At 68.9% G+C, this 19,698-nt stretch carries 19 protein-coding genes; 10 read left to right on the top strand and 9 right to left on the bottom strand.

All coding sequences use genetic code 11. The annotated features are described in order from the left end of the window. The first annotated feature begins 40 nt into the window (after positions 1-40). Positions 41-934, top strand: coding sequence for an iron-containing redox enzyme family protein (locus AC07U4_RS08035; protein ID WP_038665014.1), 894 nt, complete (start codon positions 41-43; stop codon positions 932-934). Positions 935-1,078: 144 nt separating this feature from the next. Here the strand turns inward: AC07U4_RS08035 and AC07U4_RS08030 are convergent, their stop codons facing one another. The 4 genes from AC07U4_RS08030 to coxB form a co-directional block, all read right to left on the bottom strand. Beyond that, a complete protein-coding gene (locus AC07U4_RS08030) occupies positions 1,079-2,461 on the bottom strand; it encodes a DUF1501 domain-containing protein (protein WP_495195058.1) in 1,383 nt (460 codons plus the stop codon). A 5-nt stretch (positions 2,462-2,466) separates the two neighbouring features. Beyond that, on the bottom strand, positions 2,467-4,176 hold the full coding sequence (locus tag AC07U4_RS08025) for a DUF1800 domain-containing protein (protein WP_495195057.1): 1,710 nt from the start codon (positions 4,174-4,176) through the stop codon (positions 2,467-2,469). A 149-nt stretch (positions 4,177-4,325) separates the two neighbouring features. Continuing rightward, on the bottom strand, positions 4,326-5,987 hold the full coding sequence (gene ctaD / locus AC07U4_RS08020; protein ID WP_038665022.1) for a cytochrome c oxidase subunit I: 1,662 nt from the start codon (positions 5,985-5,987) through the stop codon (positions 4,326-4,328). A 1-nt stretch (position 5,988) separates the two neighbouring features. After that, entirely contained in the window at positions 5,989-7,128 is a 1,140-nt protein-coding gene (coxB, locus tag AC07U4_RS08015) for a cytochrome c oxidase subunit II (protein ID WP_495195056.1), read from the bottom strand. A gap of 207 nt (positions 7,129-7,335) precedes the next feature. Between coxB and pyrE the strand changes: the two genes are divergently transcribed. The 5 genes from pyrE to AC07U4_RS07990 all read left to right on the top strand — a co-directional run bounded on the left by pyrE (position 7,336) and on the right by AC07U4_RS07990 (position 11,243). Beyond that, positions 7,336-7,917 carry an orotate phosphoribosyltransferase gene (pyrE, locus tag AC07U4_RS08010; protein ID WP_495195055.1) on the top strand — a complete coding sequence of 194 codons (582 nt, stop codon included), beginning with the start codon at positions 7,336-7,338 and terminating at the stop codon, positions 7,915-7,917. Then, a complete protein-coding gene (locus AC07U4_RS08005; protein ID WP_495195054.1) occupies positions 7,914-8,645 on the top strand; it encodes a pyridoxine 5'-phosphate synthase in 732 nt (243 codons plus the stop codon). The genes pyrE and AC07U4_RS08005 overlap by 4 nt, the downstream gene beginning before the upstream one ends. A gap of 165 nt (positions 8,646-8,810) precedes the next feature. Then, positions 8,811-9,221, top strand: coding sequence for a holo-ACP synthase (acpS, locus tag AC07U4_RS08000; protein WP_038665027.1), 411 nt, complete (start codon positions 8,811-8,813; stop codon positions 9,219-9,221). Beyond that, the gene (lepB, locus tag AC07U4_RS07995; protein WP_495195053.1) at positions 9,218-10,165 is read left to right on the top strand and encodes a signal peptidase I; all 948 of its coding nucleotides are present in this window, start codon (positions 9,218-9,220) and stop codon (positions 10,163-10,165) included. Before acpS ends, lepB begins: the two co-directional genes overlap by 4 nt. Before the next feature lies 1 nt (position 10,166). After that, the gene (locus tag AC07U4_RS07990) at positions 10,167-11,243 is read left to right on the top strand and encodes an AI-2E family transporter (protein ID WP_495195052.1); all 1,077 of its coding nucleotides are present in this window, start codon (positions 10,167-10,169) and stop codon (positions 11,241-11,243) included. On the opposite strand, the gene AC07U4_RS07985 is transcribed toward AC07U4_RS07990, so the two are convergent. After that, a complete protein-coding gene (locus AC07U4_RS07985) occupies positions 11,217-12,272 on the bottom strand; it encodes a glycosyltransferase (protein WP_495195051.1) in 1,056 nt (351 codons plus the stop codon). The two genes, AC07U4_RS07990 and AC07U4_RS07985, sit on opposite strands and share 27 nt — an antisense overlap. Before the next feature lie 115 nt (positions 12,273-12,387). Between AC07U4_RS07985 and AC07U4_RS07980 the strand changes: the two genes are divergently transcribed. From AC07U4_RS07980 to AC07U4_RS07970, 3 genes are read left to right on the top strand one after another with little or no spacing between them, the layout of a single operon-like run. Continuing rightward, the gene (locus AC07U4_RS07980) at positions 12,388-13,329 is read left to right on the top strand and encodes a hypothetical protein (protein WP_495195050.1); all 942 of its coding nucleotides are present in this window, start codon (positions 12,388-12,390) and stop codon (positions 13,327-13,329) included. Then, complete coding sequence (locus tag AC07U4_RS07975; RefSeq protein ID WP_495195049.1) at positions 13,326-13,853, top strand: DUF2141 domain-containing protein; 528 nt, start codon at positions 13,326-13,328, stop codon at positions 13,851-13,853. The genes AC07U4_RS07980 and AC07U4_RS07975 overlap by 4 nt, the downstream gene beginning before the upstream one ends. Continuing rightward, positions 13,853-15,049 (top strand): glycosyltransferase, encoded by a 1,197-nt coding sequence (locus tag AC07U4_RS07970; RefSeq protein WP_495195048.1) that lies wholly within the window; start codon positions 13,853-13,855, stop codon positions 15,047-15,049. Before AC07U4_RS07975 ends, AC07U4_RS07970 begins: the two co-directional genes overlap by 1 nt. A 217-nt stretch (positions 15,050-15,266) precedes the next feature. On the opposite strand, the gene AC07U4_RS07965 is transcribed toward AC07U4_RS07970, so the two are convergent. The 4 genes from AC07U4_RS07965 to ubiG form a co-directional block, all read right to left on the bottom strand. Beyond that, positions 15,267-15,986, bottom strand: coding sequence for a polysaccharide deacetylase family protein (locus AC07U4_RS07965; protein ID WP_038665045.1), 720 nt, complete (start codon positions 15,984-15,986; stop codon positions 15,267-15,269). Beyond that, a complete protein-coding gene (locus tag AC07U4_RS07960) occupies positions 15,983-16,933 on the bottom strand; it encodes a hypothetical protein (protein WP_495195047.1) in 951 nt (316 codons plus the stop codon). Before AC07U4_RS07960 ends, AC07U4_RS07965 begins: the two co-directional genes overlap by 4 nt. Next, positions 16,816-17,439 (bottom strand): hypothetical protein, encoded by a 624-nt coding sequence (locus tag AC07U4_RS07955; RefSeq protein ID WP_495195046.1) that lies wholly within the window; start codon positions 17,437-17,439, stop codon positions 16,816-16,818. Before AC07U4_RS07955 ends, AC07U4_RS07960 begins: the two co-directional genes overlap by 118 nt. A 217-nt stretch (positions 17,440-17,656) precedes the next feature. Then, positions 17,657-18,382, bottom strand: coding sequence for a bifunctional 2-polyprenyl-6-hydroxyphenol methylase/3-demethylubiquinol 3-O-methyltransferase UbiG (gene ubiG, locus AC07U4_RS07950; RefSeq protein WP_495195045.1), 726 nt, complete (start codon positions 18,380-18,382; stop codon positions 17,657-17,659). Between the two features lie 52 nt (positions 18,383-18,434). Between ubiG and AC07U4_RS07945 the strand changes: the two genes are divergently transcribed. Then, positions 18,435-19,697, top strand: coding sequence for an aspartate kinase (locus AC07U4_RS07945; RefSeq protein ID WP_495195044.1), 1,263 nt, complete (start codon positions 18,435-18,437; stop codon positions 19,695-19,697). The last annotated feature ends 1 nt before the right edge of the window (position 19,698 follow it).

Below are 19,698 nucleotides of genomic sequence, written 5' to 3'. Positions count from 1 at the left end.
CGATCGATCAAGCGGTTGGCCAGCCCACTAGGAGATTCGAATGGCTACCCGCATCGTTGACGCCGACCTACGCGCGTCACAATTCCTCACCGACAGCTTCCAGCGCGGGCTGGCCCATTGGAACCGGGAGCGGCTGGAACCGACGTTCCCCACCGCCGACTGGCAGCGCGTGCTCGACCGCGACGTCCGCATGCAGCGGCTCGAAGGGGGCTTCATCGAGGAGTTGCGCGAGGAGGTGGCCGCGGAAGCCGCCGCCGCGCCGACCGATGTCGAGGGCTTCATCGCCTGGTTCGAGGAACTGAAGCAGAGCGGCCCCGGCCAGCATGATCCGCTGTTCCCGTGGCTTGCCGAAGCGGCTGACCTCGACCAGCTGCGTTGGTTCTTCGAGCAGGAGGCTGCGGGCGAGGCGGGGTTCGACGATCTCGTCGCGATGACGCAGGTCAAGCTGCCGACCTATCCCAAGCTGGAACTCGCACGCAATTATTGGGACGAGATGGGCCGTGGCAATGCCAAGGGCATGCACGGGCCGATGCTCGACGCCTTGGTCGAGACGCTGGCGGTCAACCCGGTGATCGAAAATACGCTGTGGCAGAGCCTCTGCCTCGCCAATGCGATGACCGCGATGGCGACGAGCCGCCGCTATGCGTGGCATTCGGTTGGCGCACTCGGCGTGATCGAACTGACCGCGCCGGATCGCTCGGCGGCGACGGCCAAGGGGCTGCGCCGGCATGGCTTCTCCGACAAGGAGCGGCGCTATTTCGACCTGCATGCGGTGCTCGACATCAAGCATAGCGAGGATTGGAACCGCGAGGCGATCCGCCCGGCGGTGGAGGAAGACCCGCGTCGTGCGACCGCGATGGCCGAGGGCGCGCTGATTCGGCTGCGCTGTGGCGAACGCTGTTTCGAGGCGTATCGCGGTGTGTTGATGGGATGACTTTAATTCCTCTCCGGCACGGGGAGGTGGCGCCGCGAAGCGGGGACGGAGGGGGGCATCCTCAAGCGATGCGCTTGCCGAAGCCCCCCTCCACCATTCGCTTCGCGAACGGTCCCCCTCCTCGTGCCGGGGAGGATCTGCGGTTCACACGAAGCCCAGATTCCAGTTTGACGCATTGTAATTGCCCATATTGGGCAACACCGTCGTCAGATCGCCGTTGCCGACCCCGAACCAGCTCGCCAGCGTCGCGGCATATTGGTCGACCGCGATCGTCGGCAGCAGCCGGCCCTGACCGACGTCGTCGGGGGTGCCGTTGCCGACCTGCGGCGCGGTGCCGTAGAACCGCTTGCCCCGCACCGCGCCACCCATCACCAGATGATGGCTGCCCCAGCCGTGATCCGATCCGTCGTCGTTCGACTGGAGCGTCCGGCCGAAGTCGGAGGCGGTGAAGCTCGTCACCTTGTCGGCGACGCCGAGCGCGACGGTGGTGTCGTAGAAGGCGCGCATCGCATCGGCGACCTTGCCGATCAGCCCCGGCTGCACCGCGACGAGATTGTCGTGCAGGTCGAAGCCGCCGATCGACACGAAGAACACCTGTCGCTTGGCACCCAGTTGCGACGAGACCGAGATCAGCCGCGCGACCATCTTGAGCTGGTCGGCAAGCTGGTTGCCGGTCGGGAACAGCGTGAAGCCGCTCGCCGGGGCGGAGGCGAGTGCGCCGCTGACCTGCGCATAGGTATCGAGCGCGCGCTTGCTCACGCGGGCGTGCTCGTTACCGAGCAGATGCGCGCTGCCGCCGGTCATCAGGCTGCGCAACGTCGCCGCCGCGGTACTCGACCCGTAGAGCGTTGTGCCGCCGCTGAGCGCGATCGGGCCGCCGGTGCCGATCGCATATTGCACCGCCGATTTGCCGGTGAGGTAGACCGCATTGCCGCTCGCATTGATGCAGGTCAGCGTCGACGCGCCATTGCCCGACTGGAACAGGTCGCCGATCCGCCCGCCCCAGCCCGAGGTCGCGCCCTCCGGGTTGGACGCCTGGAAATAGCTCTGCTGGTCGTTGTGGCTGAACAATTTGGGCGGCAGCTTGACAGCGTTCTGCTGGAATTGCGCCTTGGTGGTCGGCTGGACGAGCGTACCGACGTTGAGCGTCACCGCGAGCTTGCCCTGATCGAACAGCGGCAGGAGCGACCCCATCGTCGGCGCGAGTGCATATTGGCGGCCACCGGGCAGGCCGGCGGTCGGGTTGAGCACGGTGGCGGCGAGCGATTCGCGGGTCAGCGCGATGTTCGACCGCGCGGCGAGATAGGCGGCGTAGCTCGCCTGATCGTACGCCGCGACGGTATTGGCGTAATCGTTGCCACCGTAGAGGAAGATGCAGACCATCGCCTTGTAGTCGGTCGCGGTCGCCGCCGCGGCCTCGCCGATCGCGGCTAGGCTGGTGACGAAGGGCGTCGCCACCCCCGCCACGCCCAGCGCGGCGGAGCGTTTGAGAAAGGCGCGGCGCGAGGAATCCCGGGTAAAGTCCATGATGGTCACCGCAGCGTCAGGAAGTCGGGAGAGGCGAGCGTCAGCAGCAATGCGATGCCGACGCGGTTGATCGCGGCGTTGCTCGCGGTCGTCGCGACGCTGTCGACCGCGGCGCGAATCGCGGTGACGGTTGCGCTGCCGAGCTGGCCGGCGGCGAGCACGACGTTGATCTCGTCGACCAGCGCCGCACTGTCGCCCGCCTTGGCGATGAGATCGGTATAATCGGGCTTGGCGTCGCCGGCGCCGTTGGCGACGAGAGACTGCATGTAATTGACGTAGGCGACGACGCTTTGTTCGTTGGTGATCTGGAATTCGGGCGCGACGAGCCCGGCATTGCCGATCGCGCTCGCCGGCGGCGTGTAGGCGGGGCGGAAGAAGTTGAAGACGGTCTGGCTGCGCCCCATCGACTGGCCGAGCCGGTTGGACTGGCTCGACGTGTCCCCGAACGCCCAGGCGTTGGACGGCGAATCGACCTTGGCGAGCCGCGCCCAGGCGGTCAGTCGCATCACCGGCTCGCGCAGCTTGCCCGCGGTGGTGCTCGCCAGCGCATCGTCGCTGCGTGCCTCGGTATCGAGCAGGATCGCCTTGATCACCGCCTTCATGTCGCCGCGCACGCCCGATCCGTTGTTGGCGAAGGTCGCGGCGACGCGGCCGACATAGCCGGCGCTCGGGTTGCTGGTGACGAGCCGCTGGATGAGCTGTTTCGAGACGAAGGGCGGCAGGTTCGGGTGGGCGAAGATCGTGTCAAGCGCGACCTTGACTGCCGCCATGCCGCCGCCGGTCGTCGCGGCGCCGAGGAAGCTCGCCGCGCCGGTCTCGTTGATCGCGGCGTTCATCACCAGCGGCTGGCGGTAGCGATCGGGGGTGGTGTTGTCGGTGGTCGCGAGGCTCAATCCGGTGAAGACGCGGGCGAGACCCGAGACGTCAGCGGGGCCGTAGGTTTCGAGCGGCACGCCGCCGCTCGTCCTGACGCTGCCGTCCATGTTGAGCTGGTAGAGGCCGAGCGTGAAGAGCTGCATCAGCTCGCGCGCGTAATTCTCGTCGGGCTGCGCGCCGGTCTTGGCATTCGCCTTGCGATTGCCGAGGAAGGTGAGGAACGAACCCATCGCCGCATTGGTGGTGATCGCGTCGAGGAGCGTGCGGTAATTGCCGAAGGCATTGTCGAGCAGCACGTCGACATAAGCGGCGGTGGCGAATTGCTTCCAGTTGAGATTGACGCCGCCGATGCCGACGACGAGCAGGTCGAGCAGCGCCATCCCGATCCGCTGGCGGAGCTGATCGGGCTCGACGATCATCTGCCGCCACAGCGTGGCGTCGAAACCCGTCTCGCTGTTGATGTTGGCGGCGACGTTATAGCCCCGGGCGACCAGCCAGTCCCAGTGCGAGGTGGCGCGCGGCAGCGCGAACTGGTCGTCGATCCAGCCTTCGTAGCGGCGGGCGACGATGCTCTCGATCATCGTGCGGGTGCCGCCCATGCTCGCCTGCGCGAGGAAGCGGCTCGCCTGCGTCGCGGTGATCGCGGCGGGGACGACGACGACCGGTGCGCTCGACGTCGGCGGTGCGCTGGCGGTGCCGCCGCCGCTGCTGCCGCCACCGCAGGCGGCGAGCAACAGCGCGGGTGCGATGACACCCCCGGCCTTGAGCGGCGGGGCGATGCCGCCCGCCTCGTCCAGATCGACGCACGCCCCCGCGTCCGCCCGGTCCTCGTCCAGCACTGATGTGATCCCCGACCCCGATACGCCGGAGCGCTTCCCGCAAGCGCCGCGTATGCGACGGAAACCTAGCCGTTACGGTCTTAACGAAGCGTTTTTGTGGCGCACCTGCAAACAAAAACCCCGGGGTTTCCCCCGGGGTCCTTGGTGCCTCAGTCGATCTTCGGCAGCGTCTCGAACTGGTGATAAGGCGGCGGCGAGGACAAGGTCCACTCCAGCGTCGTCGCGCCCTCGCCCCAGGGATTGTCGGGCGCCTTCGGCCCGGCGATCAGCGAATAGATCACGTTGACGAAGAAGATCACCATGCCCGCGGCCATGATCTCGTAACCGTGGCTCGCCAGCGCGTTCCACGTCGCATAGGCGTCCGGATAATCCGGATAGCGGCGCGGCATGCCCTGCAGCCCGAGGAAGTGCATCGGGAAGAACAGCAGGTTCACGCCGACGAAAAACACCCAGAAGTGCGCCTGGCCGAGGAACTCGTTGTACATCTTCCCGAACATCTTCGGGAACCAGTAATAGAAGCCGGCGAACAGGCCGAACACCGCGCCGAGCGACAGCACGTAGTGGAAGTGCGCGACGACGTAATAGGTGTCCTGCATGTAATCGTCGATGCCGCCGTTGGCGAGCACGACGCCGGTGACGCCGCCGACCGTGAACATGAAGATGAAGCCGATCGCCCAGACCATCGGCGTCTTGAAGGTCAGCGAACCGCCCCACATCGTCGCGATCCACGAGAAGATCTTGATGCCGGTCGGCACCGCGATGACCATCGTCGCGGCGGTGAAGTACATCTTCACGTTCACCGACAGGCCGGTGACGAACATATGGTGCGCCCAGACGACGAAGCCGACGACGCCGATCGCGACCATGGCATAGGCCATGCCGAGATAGCCGAAGACGGGCTTGCGGCTGAACGTCGCGATGATCTGGCTGACGATGCCGAAGCCCGGCAGGATCATGATGTAGACTTCGGGGTGACCGAAGAACCAGAACAGATGCTGGTACAGGATCGGATCGCCGCCGCCGGCCGGATCGAAGAAGGTGGTGCCGAAATTGCGGTCGGTGAGCAGCATCGTGATCGCCGCGGCGAGCACCGGCAGCGCAAGCAGCAGCAGGAAGGCGGTGACCAGCACCGACCAGACGAACAGCGGCATCTTGTGCAGCGTCATGCCCGGCGCGCGCATGTTGAAGATGGTGGTGATGAAGTTGATCGCGCCGAGGATCGACGAGGCGCCGGCGAGGTGGAGCGACAGGATCGCCATATCCACCGACGGTCCGGGCTCGCCATAGGTCGACAGCGGCGCATAGACCGTCCAGCCGGTGCCGGCGCCGCCGAAGAAGGGCGAGGCGAGCAGCAGCGTGAACGCCGGGATGAGCAGCCAGAAGCTGACGTTGTTCATCCGCGGGAAGGCCATGTCGGGCGCGCCGATCATGATCGGCACGAACCAGTTGCCGAAGCCGCCGATCATCGCCGGCATCACCATGAAGAAGACCATGATGAGGCCGTGCGCGGTGATCAGCACGTTCCACAGGTGGAGCGCATGATCGAGCCCGCCGTCGCCGCCGGGCAGGAAATTCGCCCAGCCGACGAGATACTGGATGCCCGGCTGCGCCAGCTCGGCGCGCATCAGTCCCGAGATCGCGCCGCCGATGATCCCCGCGATGATCGCGAAGATCAGGTAGAGCGTCCCGATGTCCTTGTGGTTGGTCGACATGAACCAGCGGGCGAAGAAGCCGGGCTTGTGGTCCGCATCGCTGTGCGCGTGATCGTCGTGCGCGACGAACGCGGAGGGGTGGAGGGCGGTGTCGGTCATCTTACTGTCCCGCGTTGCCGGTGGCCGGATTGCCGGTCGCACCCTGGCTGGAGGTGGGGGCGGTCGTCGTCACGTTCTCGACCGGGCCGGTGGCGGCGTCGGCGGCATTGCCTTCCGCCTGCGTGGCGGCCGAGCCCTCGGCGCCGGGCTGCGGGATGACCTTGTCGCTGGCCTTGCCCGGGGTCGGCATCGTGCCGCCCTTGGCGCGGACCCAGGCGGCGAATTGTGCCGGCGGCACCGCTTCGACCGCGATCGGCATGAAGGCGTGGCGCGCGCCGCACAGTTCCGAACACTGGCCGAAATAGAGGCCGGGCTGCTTGATCGTGAAGCTCGTCTCGTTGAGGCGACCGGGGACCGCGTCGAGCTTGATCCAGAAGGCGGGGACCGCCCAGCTGTGGATCACGTCCTGCGAGGTGGTGATCAGGCGGATCGGCACGCCGACCGGCAGCACGATGCGATTGTCGGCGGCGAGCAGGCGGGGACCGTCGGCATCGGTGCGGAACCGCTCGCCCTTGGCGACCTGATCCTTTTCCTTGAGCATGTTGGCGGTGACTTCGAAGCCGCCGTTATCGGGATATTGATAGCTCCAATACCATTGGTTGCCGATCGCCTTCAGCGTCACCGCGCCGGCCGGCGCGGGCTTGAACTGCGCCTGCAGCAGGCCGATCGACGGCACCGCGATCAGCACCAGGATGACGACCGGCGCCAGCGTCCAGACGATCTCGATCGCGGTATTGTGGCTGGTCTTCGACGGGATCGGGTTCGCCGCCTTGCGGAAGCGGAAGACGACCCAGAGCAGCAGCAGCAGCACGAACACGCAGATCGCGACGATCAGCGGCACCAGGATCGAATCGTGGAACCAGTGGGCGAACTGGCCATTGGTCGTCACCTGCGGCTGGATGCCGATGCGACCGGCGACGGGATGGCCGATACCGGGCTCGATCGTCGTCGCGGGTGCGCCGTCCTGCGCCAGCAGCGGCGAGGCGGGGGCCGCCGGCGCGGTGGCGTTGGCGGTGGTCGGCGCGATGTTGGAGACGCCGGCAGGCGCGGCGGCACCCTGCGGCGCGGCCTGCGATGCCGCGCTCAGACCGGCGAGGGCGACCCCGGCGGCGAGTGCTAACCCCTTGAACCTCTTGCGCATGCGTTTCGTCACCCCGTCCAGATTCCCTCGCCTGCCCGGCGAACGGGCCGTTATGGCGTATGACTACGCCCCTTTTGCCATGGCCTATACGCGGGCGCCGTCCCGGCCTCAAGCACCTGACCCATGTTTATCGCTTGCGCCCGCTTGGCGGCGGCGCGGCGACTTCCTATGAGCGACCGCATCCGACCGACTTATCCGGGACCGCCGATGACCGACGACGACGTGCTGGCCGAATTCCGCGCCGCCGATGCCCTGCTCGAGGGGCATTTTATCCTCTCGTCCGGCCTGCGCAGCCCGCGCTACCTGCAATGCGCGCGCGTGCTGATGGACCCGCGCCGCGGCGCGCGCCTCGCCGAGGCGCTGGCGGCGCGCATCCCCGCCGAGATCCGCGGGCGGATCGCCGCGGTCGTCGCGCCGGCGATGGGCGGCGTCATCGCCGGCCACGAAATGGCGCGCGCGCTCGGCGTCGAGGCGATGTTCGTCGAGCGGCCGACCGGCACGTTCGAGCTGCGCCGCGGCTTCCGCCTCGCACCGGGGCAGGAAGTGCTGATGATGGAGGACGTCGTCACCACCGGATTGTCGTCGCGCGAGGCGATCAAGGCGATCGAGGCGGCGGGCGGCAAGGTGATCGCCGGCGCCGCGCTGGTCGACCGCTCGGGCGGCACCGTCGATCTCGGCGTGCCCTTCTTCCCGCTGATCCGCCTCGACGTGCCGACCTATGCGGCCGATGCGCTGCCGCCCGAACTGGCCGCGATCCCCGCGATCAAGCCGGGGAGTCGCGCGGCGTGACCCGGACGCTGCGGCTGGGGGTCAACATCGATCACGTCGCGACGGTGCGCAATGCGCGCGGCGCGGGCTATCCCGATCCGGTGCGCGCCGGACTGCTCGCCGCCGAAGCGGGGGCGGACGGGATCACCGCACATCTGCGCGAGGACCGGCGGCACATAACCGACGACGATATCGCGCGGCTGTCGGCGGAACTGACCATCCCGCTCAACCTCGAAATGGCGGCGACCGACGAGATGCTCGCGATCGCGCTGCGCCATCAGCCGCATGCCGCATGCATCGTGCCGGAAAAGCGCGAGGAGCTCACCACCGAGGGCGGGCTGGACGCGGCGGGGCAGCACAACCGGCTCGCGCCGCTGGTCGGCGAGCTGGCCGCGGCACGGATCCGCGTGTCGCTGTTCATCGAACCCGATCCACGCCAGATCGAGGCGGCGATCCGGCTCGGCGCGCCGGTGGTCGAGCTGCACACCGGCCGTTATGCCGAGCTGGACGGCGAGGCGCGCACCGCCGAGCTGCGCCGGCTGTCGGACGCCGCGGCGCTGGCGGCGAAGAACGGCATCGAGGTGCATGCCGGCCATGGCCTGACCTTCGACAACGTCGGGCCGATCGCCGCGATCCCGCAGGTGCGCGAACTCAACATCGGCCATTTCCTCGTCGGCGAGGCGCTGTTCGTCGGGCTGGGCGAGGCGGTGCGGCGGATGCGCGAGGAGATGGATGCCGCGCGTGGGTGAGCCTTATTCCTCCCCGGCACGGGGAGGGGAACCGCCGCGCAGCGGTGGTGGAGGGGGGCTTCCGCATACGTTTTCGCCAAAGAGAGGGGCGCGCTCGTGGAGCCCCCCCTCCACCACCGGCCTGCGGCCGGCGGTCCCCCTCCCCGTGCCGGGGAGGAATGGGGTATGATCGTCGGGCTTGGCTCAGACCTGTGCAATATCGAGCGGATCGCCGCCTCGCTCGACCGGTTCGGCGCGCGGTTCGAGGCGCGCGTGTTCACCGACGCCGAGCGCGCACGCGCCGCGCGGCGGCCGTTCACCAAGGCGGGCACGCTCGCCAAGCGCTTCGCCGCCAAGGAGGCGTTTTCGAAGGCGGTCGGCACCGGGTTCAAGGCGGGCGTGTTCATGAAGGACATCGGCGTCGTCAACGCGCCCTCGGGCGCGCCGACGCTGGCGCTGACCGGCGGCGCGAAGGAACGGCTTGACGGCATGATCCCCGAGGGCCACGTCGCTCGCATACATTTGACTTTGACCGACGATCATCCCTGGGCCCAGGCCTTCGTGATCATCGAGGCGATCCCGGACCCCAAGGCATGAAGGAAGCGGTGTTGGACGGCAGCAACCCCAGCGAGGCAGCGGTCCCCGCGCCCGCGCCACCGGCCGCCGCACGCAAGAAGACCGATTGGTGGGGCGAGATCAAGGGCATCTTCTGGCTGATCCTGATCGTGCTCGGCTTCCACAGCTTCATCGCCAAGCCGTTCTACATCCCGTCCGAATCGATGCTGCCCGGCCTGCGTATCGGCGACCGGCTGGTGGTCTCCAAATTCGCCTACGGCTGGTCGTTCGTCTCGCCGACGATCCCCAATCCGGTCTCGATCTTCAAGGGCGTGGTGATGCGCCAGCCCGAGGAAAGCTGGAGCGTCGGCCTCCCGTTCATCCACGGCCGGCTGTTCGGTAGCCTGCCGCAGCGCGGCGACGTCGTCATCGTCACCCCGCCGGGCACCCGCAACGACTATATCAAGCGCGTCATCGGCCTGCCCGGCGACACGCTGGCGGTGCGCGGCGGCGTCGTGATCCTCAACGGCAAGCCGATTCCGCGCGGGCCGCTGCATTACGTCGACCTGCCGGTCGACACCAACAGCCCGTGCAGCGACCGCGACTATTTCGGCGCGCGCCGGCCGGCCGCGGGAGGCGGCTATGTCTGCCATCTGCCGCTCGTCACCGAGACGCTGCCCGGTGGCCGCCATTACGACACCGTCGACCTCGAACCCGACAGCCCCGGTGACAATTATCCGCAGGTCACCATCCCGGCCAATCACGTCTTCCTGATGGGCGACAATCGCGACCGCTCGGCGGACAGCCGTTTCCCGCTCGCGCAGCTCGGCCTCGGCGGGCCGGTGCCGTATGAGAATCTCGGCGGGCGTGCCGAATTCCTGACCTTCAGCCTCGACGGCGACGCGACGCTCAACCCGCTGACCTGGTGGGGTTCGCTGCGGTCGGGTCGCGCCGGACTGTCCCTCCACCCAGCCACGGGACAATGACGTGAGCGAGACGCCGGCGACCCGGGACCCCAGCCCCAATGAGCTGCGCGATCCCCTCGTCCGGCGCGAGCTGAAGCGCGCGGCGGTCTGGCTCGGCCTCGCCGCAGCGATGGCGCTGGCGGTGATCCTCGTCCAGCCGCTGCTGATCATCTTCGCGGGCCTCGTCTTCGCAGCGCTGCTCGACGGCGGCGTGCGGCTGCTCGGCAAGGTACTGCCGATCGGGCGCGGCTGGCGGCTGCTGATCGTCGTGCTGCTGACGATCGCCTTCCTCGCCGGCACCTTCTACCTCACCGGCGTGCAGGTCGCCGACCAGTTCTCGCAATTGCGCGCGACGCTGGAGACGCAGGCCAACCGGCTGGCGCGCTGGCTGAGCGGGCAGGGGCTGATGCCCGGCGCCTCCGACGTCAGCGGCATCGCGCGCCAGGCACTGAGTTCGGTCGGGCGGATCACCTCCTGGGTCGGCACCGCGTTCGGGGCGCTGACGACGATGTTCATGATCATCGTCATCGGCCTGTTCGTCGCGATGGACCCCGGCACCTACCAGCGCGGGCTGGAATGGATGGTGCCGCGACGCAATCGCGCCGAATTCGCGACGGTGCTCGACCGGATGGGCAAGATCCTGCGCCGGCTGCTCGCGGGGCGCCTGCTCGGCATGCTTGCGGAGGGGATATTGACCGGCATCGCGCTGTCGATCGGCGGCGTGCCGATGGCGATGATCCTCGGCATCCTTACCGGGCTGCTCGCCTTCATCCCCAATATCGGCGCGTTCATCAGCGGTGCGCTGATGATCGCGGTCGGCTTCTCGGCGGGCACGCACATCGGCTTCTGGGCGGTCGGTACCTATGTCATCGTCCAGGGGTTCGACGGGTACGTGCTGCTGCCGATCGTCGCCAAGAAGACGGTCGACCTGCCGCCGGCGCTGACGCTGGGCGCGCAGATCATGGCGAGCGCGCTGTTCGGCATCCTCGGCCTCGCGCTCGCCGATCCGATGACCGCGATGATCAAGACCGCGCTGGAGCGCAGCTCGGAACGCGAGGCCGAGCGCGACGGCTCAGACGAGGGTGTCGAACAGGCGTAGGTAGCGCGCCGCCGAATCGACGCCGGGCTGCGGTACCGGGGCGGGGCGGGGCGCGACGAGCCAATGGTTGAGCGCGGCGGCGAGGCCGGCGGCATCCTCCGGCGCGACGACGCTGCCGAGGCGCGGATCACCGACGATCTCGCGCACCGCCGGGCTCGATGCGGTGGCGACCACCGGCGTTCCCACCGACAGCGCCTCGCGCAGCACCCCCGGCACGCCCTCGTAATCGGAGGGCAGCGCCAGCACCGCCGCCGCCGCCATCGCCGGCAGCGGGTCGCCGACATGGCCGGGCAGGTGGACGCGCCCGGCAAACCCCGCCGCGGCGACCTGCCGCTCCAAGGCGGGGCGCAGCTCGCCCTCGCCGAGGATGACGACGCCGACGTCGTCGGGCAGCGCCGGGATCGCGGCGATCAGCCGGTCCCAGCGCTTCTGCGGCACCAGCCGGCCGACGCCGAGCACGATGCGGCCGGGCGGCAGCGCCGCGCCGCCCGTGCCGACATCCGTCGCGCGCGGTGCCGGCGGATTGGGGATGACGCTGGTCCGCCGCTCCATCCGCATCGCCCGCGCCGCCAGCGCCGCGGTCGCCGGCGTCATCGCGACGAGATGATCGAGGAAGCGGCCGTGCTGGGCCAGCCACAGCCGGTGCCCGGCGCCCATGATCCGGCCATGATCGGCGCGATCGATCGCGTTGGACAATTTGGCGACGATCGGCGGGCAGGCATCGCCGAGCCGCCAGCGCAGCCATGCGGCCACCAGGGTATAATGGTTGCCGGGGCAGAAGATGAGATCGGGGCGCAGCCGCAGCGTGATCGCCGCCAGCCGGCGCTGCGCGACGTAGCGGCGATGGCCGAGCGGTTCGAGTCCCAGCCCCGCGGGCAGATCGGCGGCGAGCGGGCCGCCGGAGTCGCCGATCGCCAGCGTTACCCGCCGCCCCGCGCCCAGCCATTGCGCCGCGAGCCGCAATTGCGCGCGCTCGACGCCGCCACCCGATAAATCTTGTGCAAAGGTAAGGATATGGTCGGCAGACATGGTCGCGGACCGCTGTGCCACAGAGCTTCGTGACGCGACAGTGAAACGAAATTCATGTGCAACACAGGGGCGATAGGGCTAAGCGACCCCCCATCGTCATCGTTCGGATCAACGGGTGCAGATCGATCACAGTGCCGGCCGTCCCCTCGTCGAGATCGTGCCGCCCTCCCCCGACATCGCGGGACTCCAACCCTTGAAGACCATCAAGAGCCGCTGGCCTGCGATCATCGGCGCGTTGGTGACGTTGGCGATGCTGGCCGGCCTCGCGCACGAGCTGCTGAGCTCGGGGCTTGCCGGGCTGGACCGGGCGACGCCGCGCAACCCGTTGTTCTACATCGCCTTCGCCGCGCTCTATTTCGTGCCGCCGCTCGCCGATTACTGGATCTTCCGGCGGCTGTGGCACATCCCCCTCGGCGGGCTCGTCGCGCTGATCAAGAAGCGGATCGCGAACGACGTCGTCATGGGCTATTCGGGCGAGGCCTATTTCTACGCCTGGGCGCGCGCCCGCGCGCAGCTCGTCGCGGCGCCGTTCGGCGCGGTCAAGGACGTGTCGATCCTGTCGGCGATCGCCGGCAATGCGGTGACGCTGGCGATGATCGCGGTGGCGCTGCCGGTCGGCCGCAACCTGATCCCGCCCGAGATGATGCGCTACGTCTACGGCTCGCTGGCGGTGATCTTCGGCACCTCGCTGCCGTTCCTGATCTTCTCGCGCAAGGTGTTCTCGCTGCCGCGGGGCGAGCTGTGGGCGATCTTCGGCATCCATTGCCTGCGCCTGATCCTCGGCGGCTTCTTCCTCGCGCTCGCCTGGGCGCTGGCGATGCCGAGCGTCGCGATCGGCACCTGGCTGTTCCTGTCGGCGGGGCGCATGCTGTTCTCGCGCCTGCCGCTGCTGCCCAACAAGGACCTGCTGTTCGCCAATTTCGCGATCCTGATGATCGGCGAGGACCAGGCGCTGTCCGAGCTGATCGCCTTCACCGCGGCGGCGGTGCTGCTGATCCACGCGCTGCTGATCGTCGCCTTCGGCATCCATCACCTGCTGACGAGGAAGCCGTCATGACCCCGTCGGCGATCCTTGCCGTTCTGCTGCCCGCGGCGCTGCTGCTCGCCGCGCCCGCCGCGGCGCAGGTGCTCGGCAGCGACGCGGCGGCGTGCAATCCCGGCGGCGGACCCGCGATCCTCGCGCAGATCGCCGGGCTCAAGGATCGCAAGGGCCGGATCAAGCTCGAACTGTATCCCGCCAACGAGACCGACTTCCTCGCCGACGATTCGGTACTGCTCGCCGCGGGCAAGACCTTCCGCCGGGTGTGGACGGCGATCCCGGCGAGCGGCCAGGTGCAGGTGTGCATCCGCGTGCCGCGCCCCGGCCGCTATGCGCTGTTCGTCACGCACGACCGCGACGGCAAGAACAAGTTCAACTTCTTCGCCGACGGCGCCGGCTTCCCCGGCCCCGGCAAGATCGGCATGTCGCGGCCCAAGGTCGAGCGCGCGCTGGTCGACGTCGGCACCACCACCACCGAACGCACCGTCCAGATGCAATATCTGCACGGCCTCGGCGGCTTCTCGCCGACGAGGGACGAGTGATGCGGATCGTCGACGTCAACGAGATCTATTCGCCGACCGGCGGCGGCGTGCGCACCTATATCGATCGCAAGATCGAGGTGCTGGCGAGCATGGGCCACGAGCTGATCGTGCTGGCGCCCGGTCGCGAGGACCGGATCGAGGAGCGGCCCGGCGGCGGCGCGGTCCATTACATCAAGGCGCCGGGCATGCCGTTCGACGCCAATTACGGCCTGTTCTGGGATGCCGAGCCGATCCATCGCCGGCTCGACGCGCTCGACCCCGACGTGGTCGAGAATTGCTCGCCGTGGAAATCGGCGTGGATCGTCGCGCAATGGCAGGGTGGCGGGAAGGGGCGCGCGCTGCGCTCCTATTTCATGCACAACGACAATCTCGAGGCCTATCCCAAGCGCTGGTTCAAGCCGGTCGCCTCGGCCCCGCGGATCGAGCGCGCCTTCGCCTGGTACGATCGCTATCTCAACCACTGCCTCGCGCAATATGACACGGTGGTCACCAACGGCCCGTCGCTGACCAAGCAACTGGCGGCGCGCGGCATCCGCGTCGATGCAACGATGCCGCTCGGCATCGAGCGCGCGCATTTCTCGCCCGATCTGCGCGACGAGACGCTGCGCGCCGCGCTGCTGCGCCAATGCGGCCTGCCGCCGGAGGCGCAATTGCTGCTCGGCGTCGGCCGCCATCATCCCGAGAAGCGCTGGCCGACGGTGATCGACGCGGTGCAGCGGATCGGGACGCAGGCGCCGGTCGGGCTGGTCATCCTCGGCCAGGGGATGGATACCAAGACGCTCGAACGGCATATCGGCGCCAATCCGCACATCCGGCTGTTCCGCCCGGTCTACGACCGGCGGCGGCTGGCGACGATCATGGCGAGCGCCGACGTCTATATCCACGGCTGCGGCACCGAGACGTTCGGGCTGGTCCCCGCCGAGGCGCTGGCGAGCGGCACGCCGCTGATCGTGCCCGACGGCGGCGGCACGGCGGAGATCGCCGATCCCTTGTTCGCCGAAGTCTATGCGCAGCGCGACGCGCACAGTTGCGCCGATGCGATCCAGCGCATGCTCGCGCGCGACCGTGCGATCGTGCGCCGCGCCGCGCGGGTGGCGTCGGCGACGGTCCGCAACGACGAGGAACATGCCGCCGATCTGGTGGCGCATTACGCCGCGGCGATCGCGGCGCGCGACGGGGTGCGGAAGCGGGCGTGACAGCCCCTTAAGGGCTTCTATCGACGGTTCATGCTTAGCGTGTCGGACGAGGTGAGCCTCGGGCTCGCCGAAAAGTCAAAAGCGAGCCGTCGCTTATGCCGCTGTCTTCCAACCGTTCGCCCTGAGCCTGTCGAAGGGCGTGGCCACAGCGGGACCGCCGTATTTGGCCCCGTGCTTCGACAGGCTCAGCACGAACGGTGTCGGGGTGATTCGCCGGCTACCCCGCCAACTCCGCATAGGCCGCCGGCCGATGCCGCCGGAACGCCGCGAAGGTCGTCGTGATGCTCTCCAGGAGCGCCGGCACGGTCGTGTCGCCCGGATGCACCGCGATCCGCACGTTGCGCGTCGGCTGCAAGACGTGGCGCAGCGCGCCCGCCGCGGCGAGCGAGCTCAGCTGTCGCATCCGCGTCCGGCTCGCCCAGGTGATCACCGGCCCGCGCGCGACCACGGCGCCGCCCGGCCGCCATACCCGCGCATGATCCTCGGCGAGCGCGAACCCCGCATCCGCCAGCGCCGCGCGCGCGCCTTCCGAATAGAGCCACGCCGGCGCGATGAAGCCCGTCGCCGCGCGCCCGGTGATCTCCTCGACCAATGCCTTGCCGCGCCGCATCCGGGCCAGCGCCTCGGCGTGGCTGAGGCCGAGGAATTCGCCCTCGCCGGCGGTCATGTGCCTCGCCTTCAGCGCCGCGGCGCGACCGGCATGGGCGCTGTCGTCGCGATGCGTCCAACCGTGGACGAACATCTCGACGCCCTCGTCCGCCCAGCCGCGCAGCCGGGCGGCGAAGGCGGGGGTGATCGGTGCGCTCGACCAGTGATCGGGGACGACGAGCATCGCCAGCCGCCGCCCGACGTGCGGCGCGAGATGGTCGAGCAGGCGGTCGACCTCGCCCTCGAACCGGGGCGAGACGTCGTGGATGGAGGCGAACAGGCGTTTCATCGCGCGCGATGATAGACGCGGAGATGCTCGTTGCCCATCGGCAGCGTGGCGGTGAGCCGGTAATCGCGCGCCATCGCCGCGGTCACGATCGCATGCGCGGCGGGGCGCTCGCCGCGATAGGGCGGGCGGATCACGACGACCGCGGGCCGGGCGGCGAGGATGCGGCGGATCTCGGCGTCCTGATCGACCCCGGTCGCCCCCGCCTCGCGGAAGCGAATCAGGTGCGAGGGCACCAGATAGCGCGACAGCGCGCAGCGCCCGGTCGCGCTGTAGAGCATGTCGGTCCCCGAATAGACGTACAGACACCCCGGACCGCGCCCGACCGCCTGCGCCAGCGCGGCGAGCTCGCCCGCGTTGCCGCGACCGGCACGCTGCAGGATCAGCACGATCTGGCCGGCGAGCGCGGCGGTGAGCAGCAGCGCCGGGGTGCGCCAGCGTTGCCAGTCGGGCCGGCCGAGCATGCCGGCCGCGGCGGCGCACGCGGGGAGCAGGACGGGCAAAGCGTAATGATCGAACCACGGCCGGAAGATCGCGACGCTGCCGATCGATGCCGCCAGCCACAGCGCGACGAACCGCCGCTCGCGCCCGTGCGCGCGACCGCCGCGGCTGCGCCGGAGCGCGAGGATCGCCAGCGTCACGATCGGCGAGACGATCAGGATCATCTCGCCGATATTGCCGGCCAGCTCCGACAAGGGATCGGGATTGCGGTGGAAGATCGACAGGAAATTGGCGAAGATGAAGGCGTCCCACTGGCCGACCGCCGCATAATAGACGGCGGCCAGCGCGGTCGGCAGCAAAGCGACGACGATCAGCGCCACGCCATAGCCGATCACTCGCAGCGGCCGGCGCGTCGCGTCCCAGCGATCGGCGAGGAGCCACAGGCCGAAGAAGATGCCTTCGAACACCACCGAATATTTGATCTGCAAGGCGACGCCGACCAGCGCCATGACCAGCAGGCCGTGCGAGGCGCGCTGCGGCGGCGGGCGCAGCGCGAGCAATGCGGCGGCGGGCGCAGCGCGAGCAATGCGGCGGCGAGCATCAGCAGATTGTAGAAGACCGGCGATTGGCCGCTCTGCCCGCCCAGCAGGTCGAGCCAGAGGATATAGGCGAGCGCGCCGGCGGTCGCCCCTGCGCCGAAGCCGAGCCGCTCGGCGAGCCGGGCGATCCCCCAGGCGGTGGCGACGGTGCCGGCGAGGGCGAGCGCCTGATAGCCCCAGATGCCGGCGGGGAAGCCGAGCGCGGCGGGGACGGCGTAGAGCAGGAACAGCCCGACCGGCTTGCGGTCCCAGATGTCGACGAAGGGCAACGCCCCCTGCCACATCCGGTGTGCGGTGACGAAATAGAATTCCTCGTCGACGTGGACGAGCGGATTGCCGAAGGTCAGCGCCCGCGCGGCGATCGCGACGAGCAGGAGGATCGGCAGGCGCAGCCGCGGGTTGGCAAGGAGAGGCATCGCGCCGGGCGGTAGCGGCGGCCGGCTGGATTGGGAAGGCGGCTCCGGTTCCTCTCCCCGGCGAGGATGGGCCACCGCTTATGATCGATTTGTGGGCCGGACGTGTTTCCAAACCCGCTCCGTCACTCCGGCCTTGCGCCGGGGTCCCGCTTCTTCCGACGGTGCGAAGAAGCGGGATGCCGGATCAAGTCCGGCGAGACGAGGATTTTACGTGCCGTCAGACGCGTTTCGCCGTCACGAAATAGTCGAGCTGCGTCGAGCCGCTCAGCACGAACCCGGTCGCCGGCGAGAAGCCGAGGCCCTGCACGTCGGTCACCGTCAGTCCGGCGCGCTCCAGCAGGTCGGTGAGGTCCTCGGGGGTGAGGAACTTGTCCCAGTCGTGCGTGCCGCGCGGGATGCGGCCGGTGCCCTCCGCCAGCGTGATCAGCGCGAGCCGCGACAGCGGCGTGCGGTTGGGCGTCGACAGCACCAGCAGGCCGCCGTCGGCGAGCGATTCCGCCAGCCCGCGGACGAAGCCGGCGGGATCGGCGACATGTTCGATCACCTCGAGGCTGGTGACGAGGTCGAAGCGGCCGGTCATCGCCTCGACACCGACCGCACGATAGTCGATCGCGAGTCCCGCCTGCGCGGCATGCGCCTGCGCCACCGCGATATTCTCCGCCGCCGCGTCGATCCCCGTCACCGCCGCGCCGAGCCGCGCCAGCGGCTCGCACAGCAGCCCCGCGCCGCAGCCGACGTCGAGCGCGGTCTTGCCGGCGAGCGGCGTGAAGCTGGTGTCGTCGCCGTCCCAGTGCAGATCGACCGCGGCACGAATATAGCGCAGCCGGACCGGATTGAGCTTGTGCAGCATCGCCGAAGAGCCTTTCGGGTCCCACCAGTCCTTCGCCATCGCGCCGAAATGTTGCGCCTCGCGCGGATCGATCGTGCTGCTTGCCATCATCATGGCCGCTACCTATCAGGGCGGCCCCTTTACCCCAAGGAGTTTGGCGACGCAGATGGCACGCATCGTGATGAAGTTCGGCGGCACGTCGATGGCCGGGATCGAGCGCATCAGGAGCGTCGCCGCGCGCGTCAAACGCGAGGTCGAAGCGGGCAATCAGGTCGCGGTGGTCGTCTCGGCGATGGCGGGCGAGACCGACCGGCTGGTCGGCTTCTGCCGAGAGGCGTCGTCGCTCTACGATCCGCGCGAATATGACGTCGTCGTCGCCGCGGGCGAACAGATCACCAGCGGCCTCCTCGCGATCGCCTTGCAGGCGGCGGGCGTGCCGGCGCGCTCGTGGCTCGGCTGGCAATTGCCGATCCATACCGACGACGCGCACGCCAAGGCGCGGATCGGCACCATCGAGGTCGACGCGCTCAACGCCAGCATGACGGCGGGCGAGGTCGCGGTGATCCCCGGTTTCCAGGGCCTATCGGACGACGGCCGCGTCACCACGCTCGGCCGCGGCGGTTCGGACACGTCGGCGGTGGCGGTGGCGGCGGCGATGAAGGCCGACCGTTGCGACATCTACACCGATGTCGACGGCGTCTATACCACTGACCCGCGCATCGTGCCGCGCGCGCACAAGCTCAACAAGGTGACGTACGAAGAGATGCTGGAACTCGCCAGCGTCGGCGCGAAGGTGTTGCAGACCCGTTCGGTCGGCCTCGCGATGAAGGAACAGGTCCGCGTCCAGGTGCTCTCGTCCTTCACCGGACCCGAGGCGCCGATGGCGGACACATTGCCCGGAACGATGATCGTGGGCGAAGAGGAGATCGACGACGTGGAACGCCAGCTCATCACGGGTATCGCGCACGACAAGAACGAGGCGAAGATCACGCTGACCAGCGTTCCCGACCAGCCGGGCGCGGTGTCGGCGATCTTCGAGCCGCTCGCGGCGGCGAACATCAACGTCGACATGATCATCCAGAATATCGCGCACAACCACGGTTCGACCGACGTCACCTTCACCGTGCCGTCCGCCGATCTCGCGCGCAGCCTTGAGGCGCTCAACCAAGCGCGCGAGACGATCGGCTTCGCCGAGCTGGTCCACGACACGCGCGTCGCCAAGGTCTCGGTGGTCGGCGTCGGCATGCGCAGCCATGCCGGTGTCGCCAGCACGATGTTCACCACGCTGGGCAAGCGCGGCATCAACATCCAGGCGATCTCGACCAGCGAGATCAAGGTCAGCGTGCTGATCCACGAGGACGAGACCGAACTTGCCGTCCGCATGCTCCACACCGCCTACGGCCTCGACGCCGCGGACGCCGCGGCGTGAC

The sequence above is a fragment of the Sphingomonas sp. GW821-FHT02B09 genome, from assembly GCF_059421875.1.
The sequence above is the reverse complement of the archived record's forward strand: the minus strand, read 5'-3'. Positions and strand labels throughout refer to the sequence as shown.

Coding starts and splice junctions, on each gene's coding strand:
- AC07U4_RS07955 (WP_495195046.1), bottom strand. CDS start 17,439: ATGCCTCTCCTTGCCAACCCGCGGCTGCGCCTGCCGATCCTCCTGCTC.
- lepB (WP_495195053.1), top strand. CDS start 9,218: ATGAAGGAAGCGGTGTTGGACGGCAGCAACCCCAGCGAGGCAGCGGTC.
- coxB (WP_495195056.1), bottom strand. CDS start 7,128: ATGCGCAAGAGGTTCAAGGGGTTAGCACTCGCCGCCGGGGTCGCCCTC.
- AC07U4_RS07970 (WP_495195048.1), top strand. CDS start 13,853: ATGCGGATCGTCGACGTCAACGAGATCTATTCGCCGACCGGCGGCGGC.
- AC07U4_RS07960 (WP_495195047.1), bottom strand. CDS start 16,933: ATGGCGCTGGTCGGCGTCGCCTTGCAGATCAAATATTCGGTGGTGTTC.
- AC07U4_RS07985 (WP_495195051.1), bottom strand. CDS start 12,272: ATGTCTGCCGACCATATCCTTACCTTTGCACAAGATTTATCGGGTGGC.
- acpS (WP_038665027.1), top strand. CDS start 8,811: ATGATCGTCGGGCTTGGCTCAGACCTGTGCAATATCGAGCGGATCGCC.
- pyrE (WP_495195055.1), top strand. CDS start 7,336: ATGACCGACGACGACGTGCTGGCCGAATTCCGCGCCGCCGATGCCCTG.
- AC07U4_RS07975 (WP_495195049.1), top strand. CDS start 13,326: ATGACCCCGTCGGCGATCCTTGCCGTTCTGCTGCCCGCGGCGCTGCTG.
- AC07U4_RS07965 (WP_038665045.1), bottom strand. CDS start 15,986: ATGAAACGCCTGTTCGCCTCCATCCACGACGTCTCGCCCCGGTTCGAG.
- ubiG (WP_495195045.1), bottom strand. CDS start 18,382: ATGATGATGGCAAGCAGCACGATCGATCCGCGCGAGGCGCAACATTTC.
- ctaD (WP_038665022.1), bottom strand. CDS start 5,987: ATGACCGACACCGCCCTCCACCCCTCCGCGTTCGTCGCGCACGACGAT.
- AC07U4_RS08035 (WP_038665014.1), top strand. CDS start 41: ATGGCTACCCGCATCGTTGACGCCGACCTACGCGCGTCACAATTCCTC.
- AC07U4_RS08030 (WP_495195058.1), bottom strand. CDS start 2,461: ATGGACTTTACCCGGGATTCCTCGCGCCGCGCCTTTCTCAAACGCTCC.
- AC07U4_RS07945 (WP_495195044.1), top strand. CDS start 18,435: ATGGCACGCATCGTGATGAAGTTCGGCGGCACGTCGATGGCCGGGATC.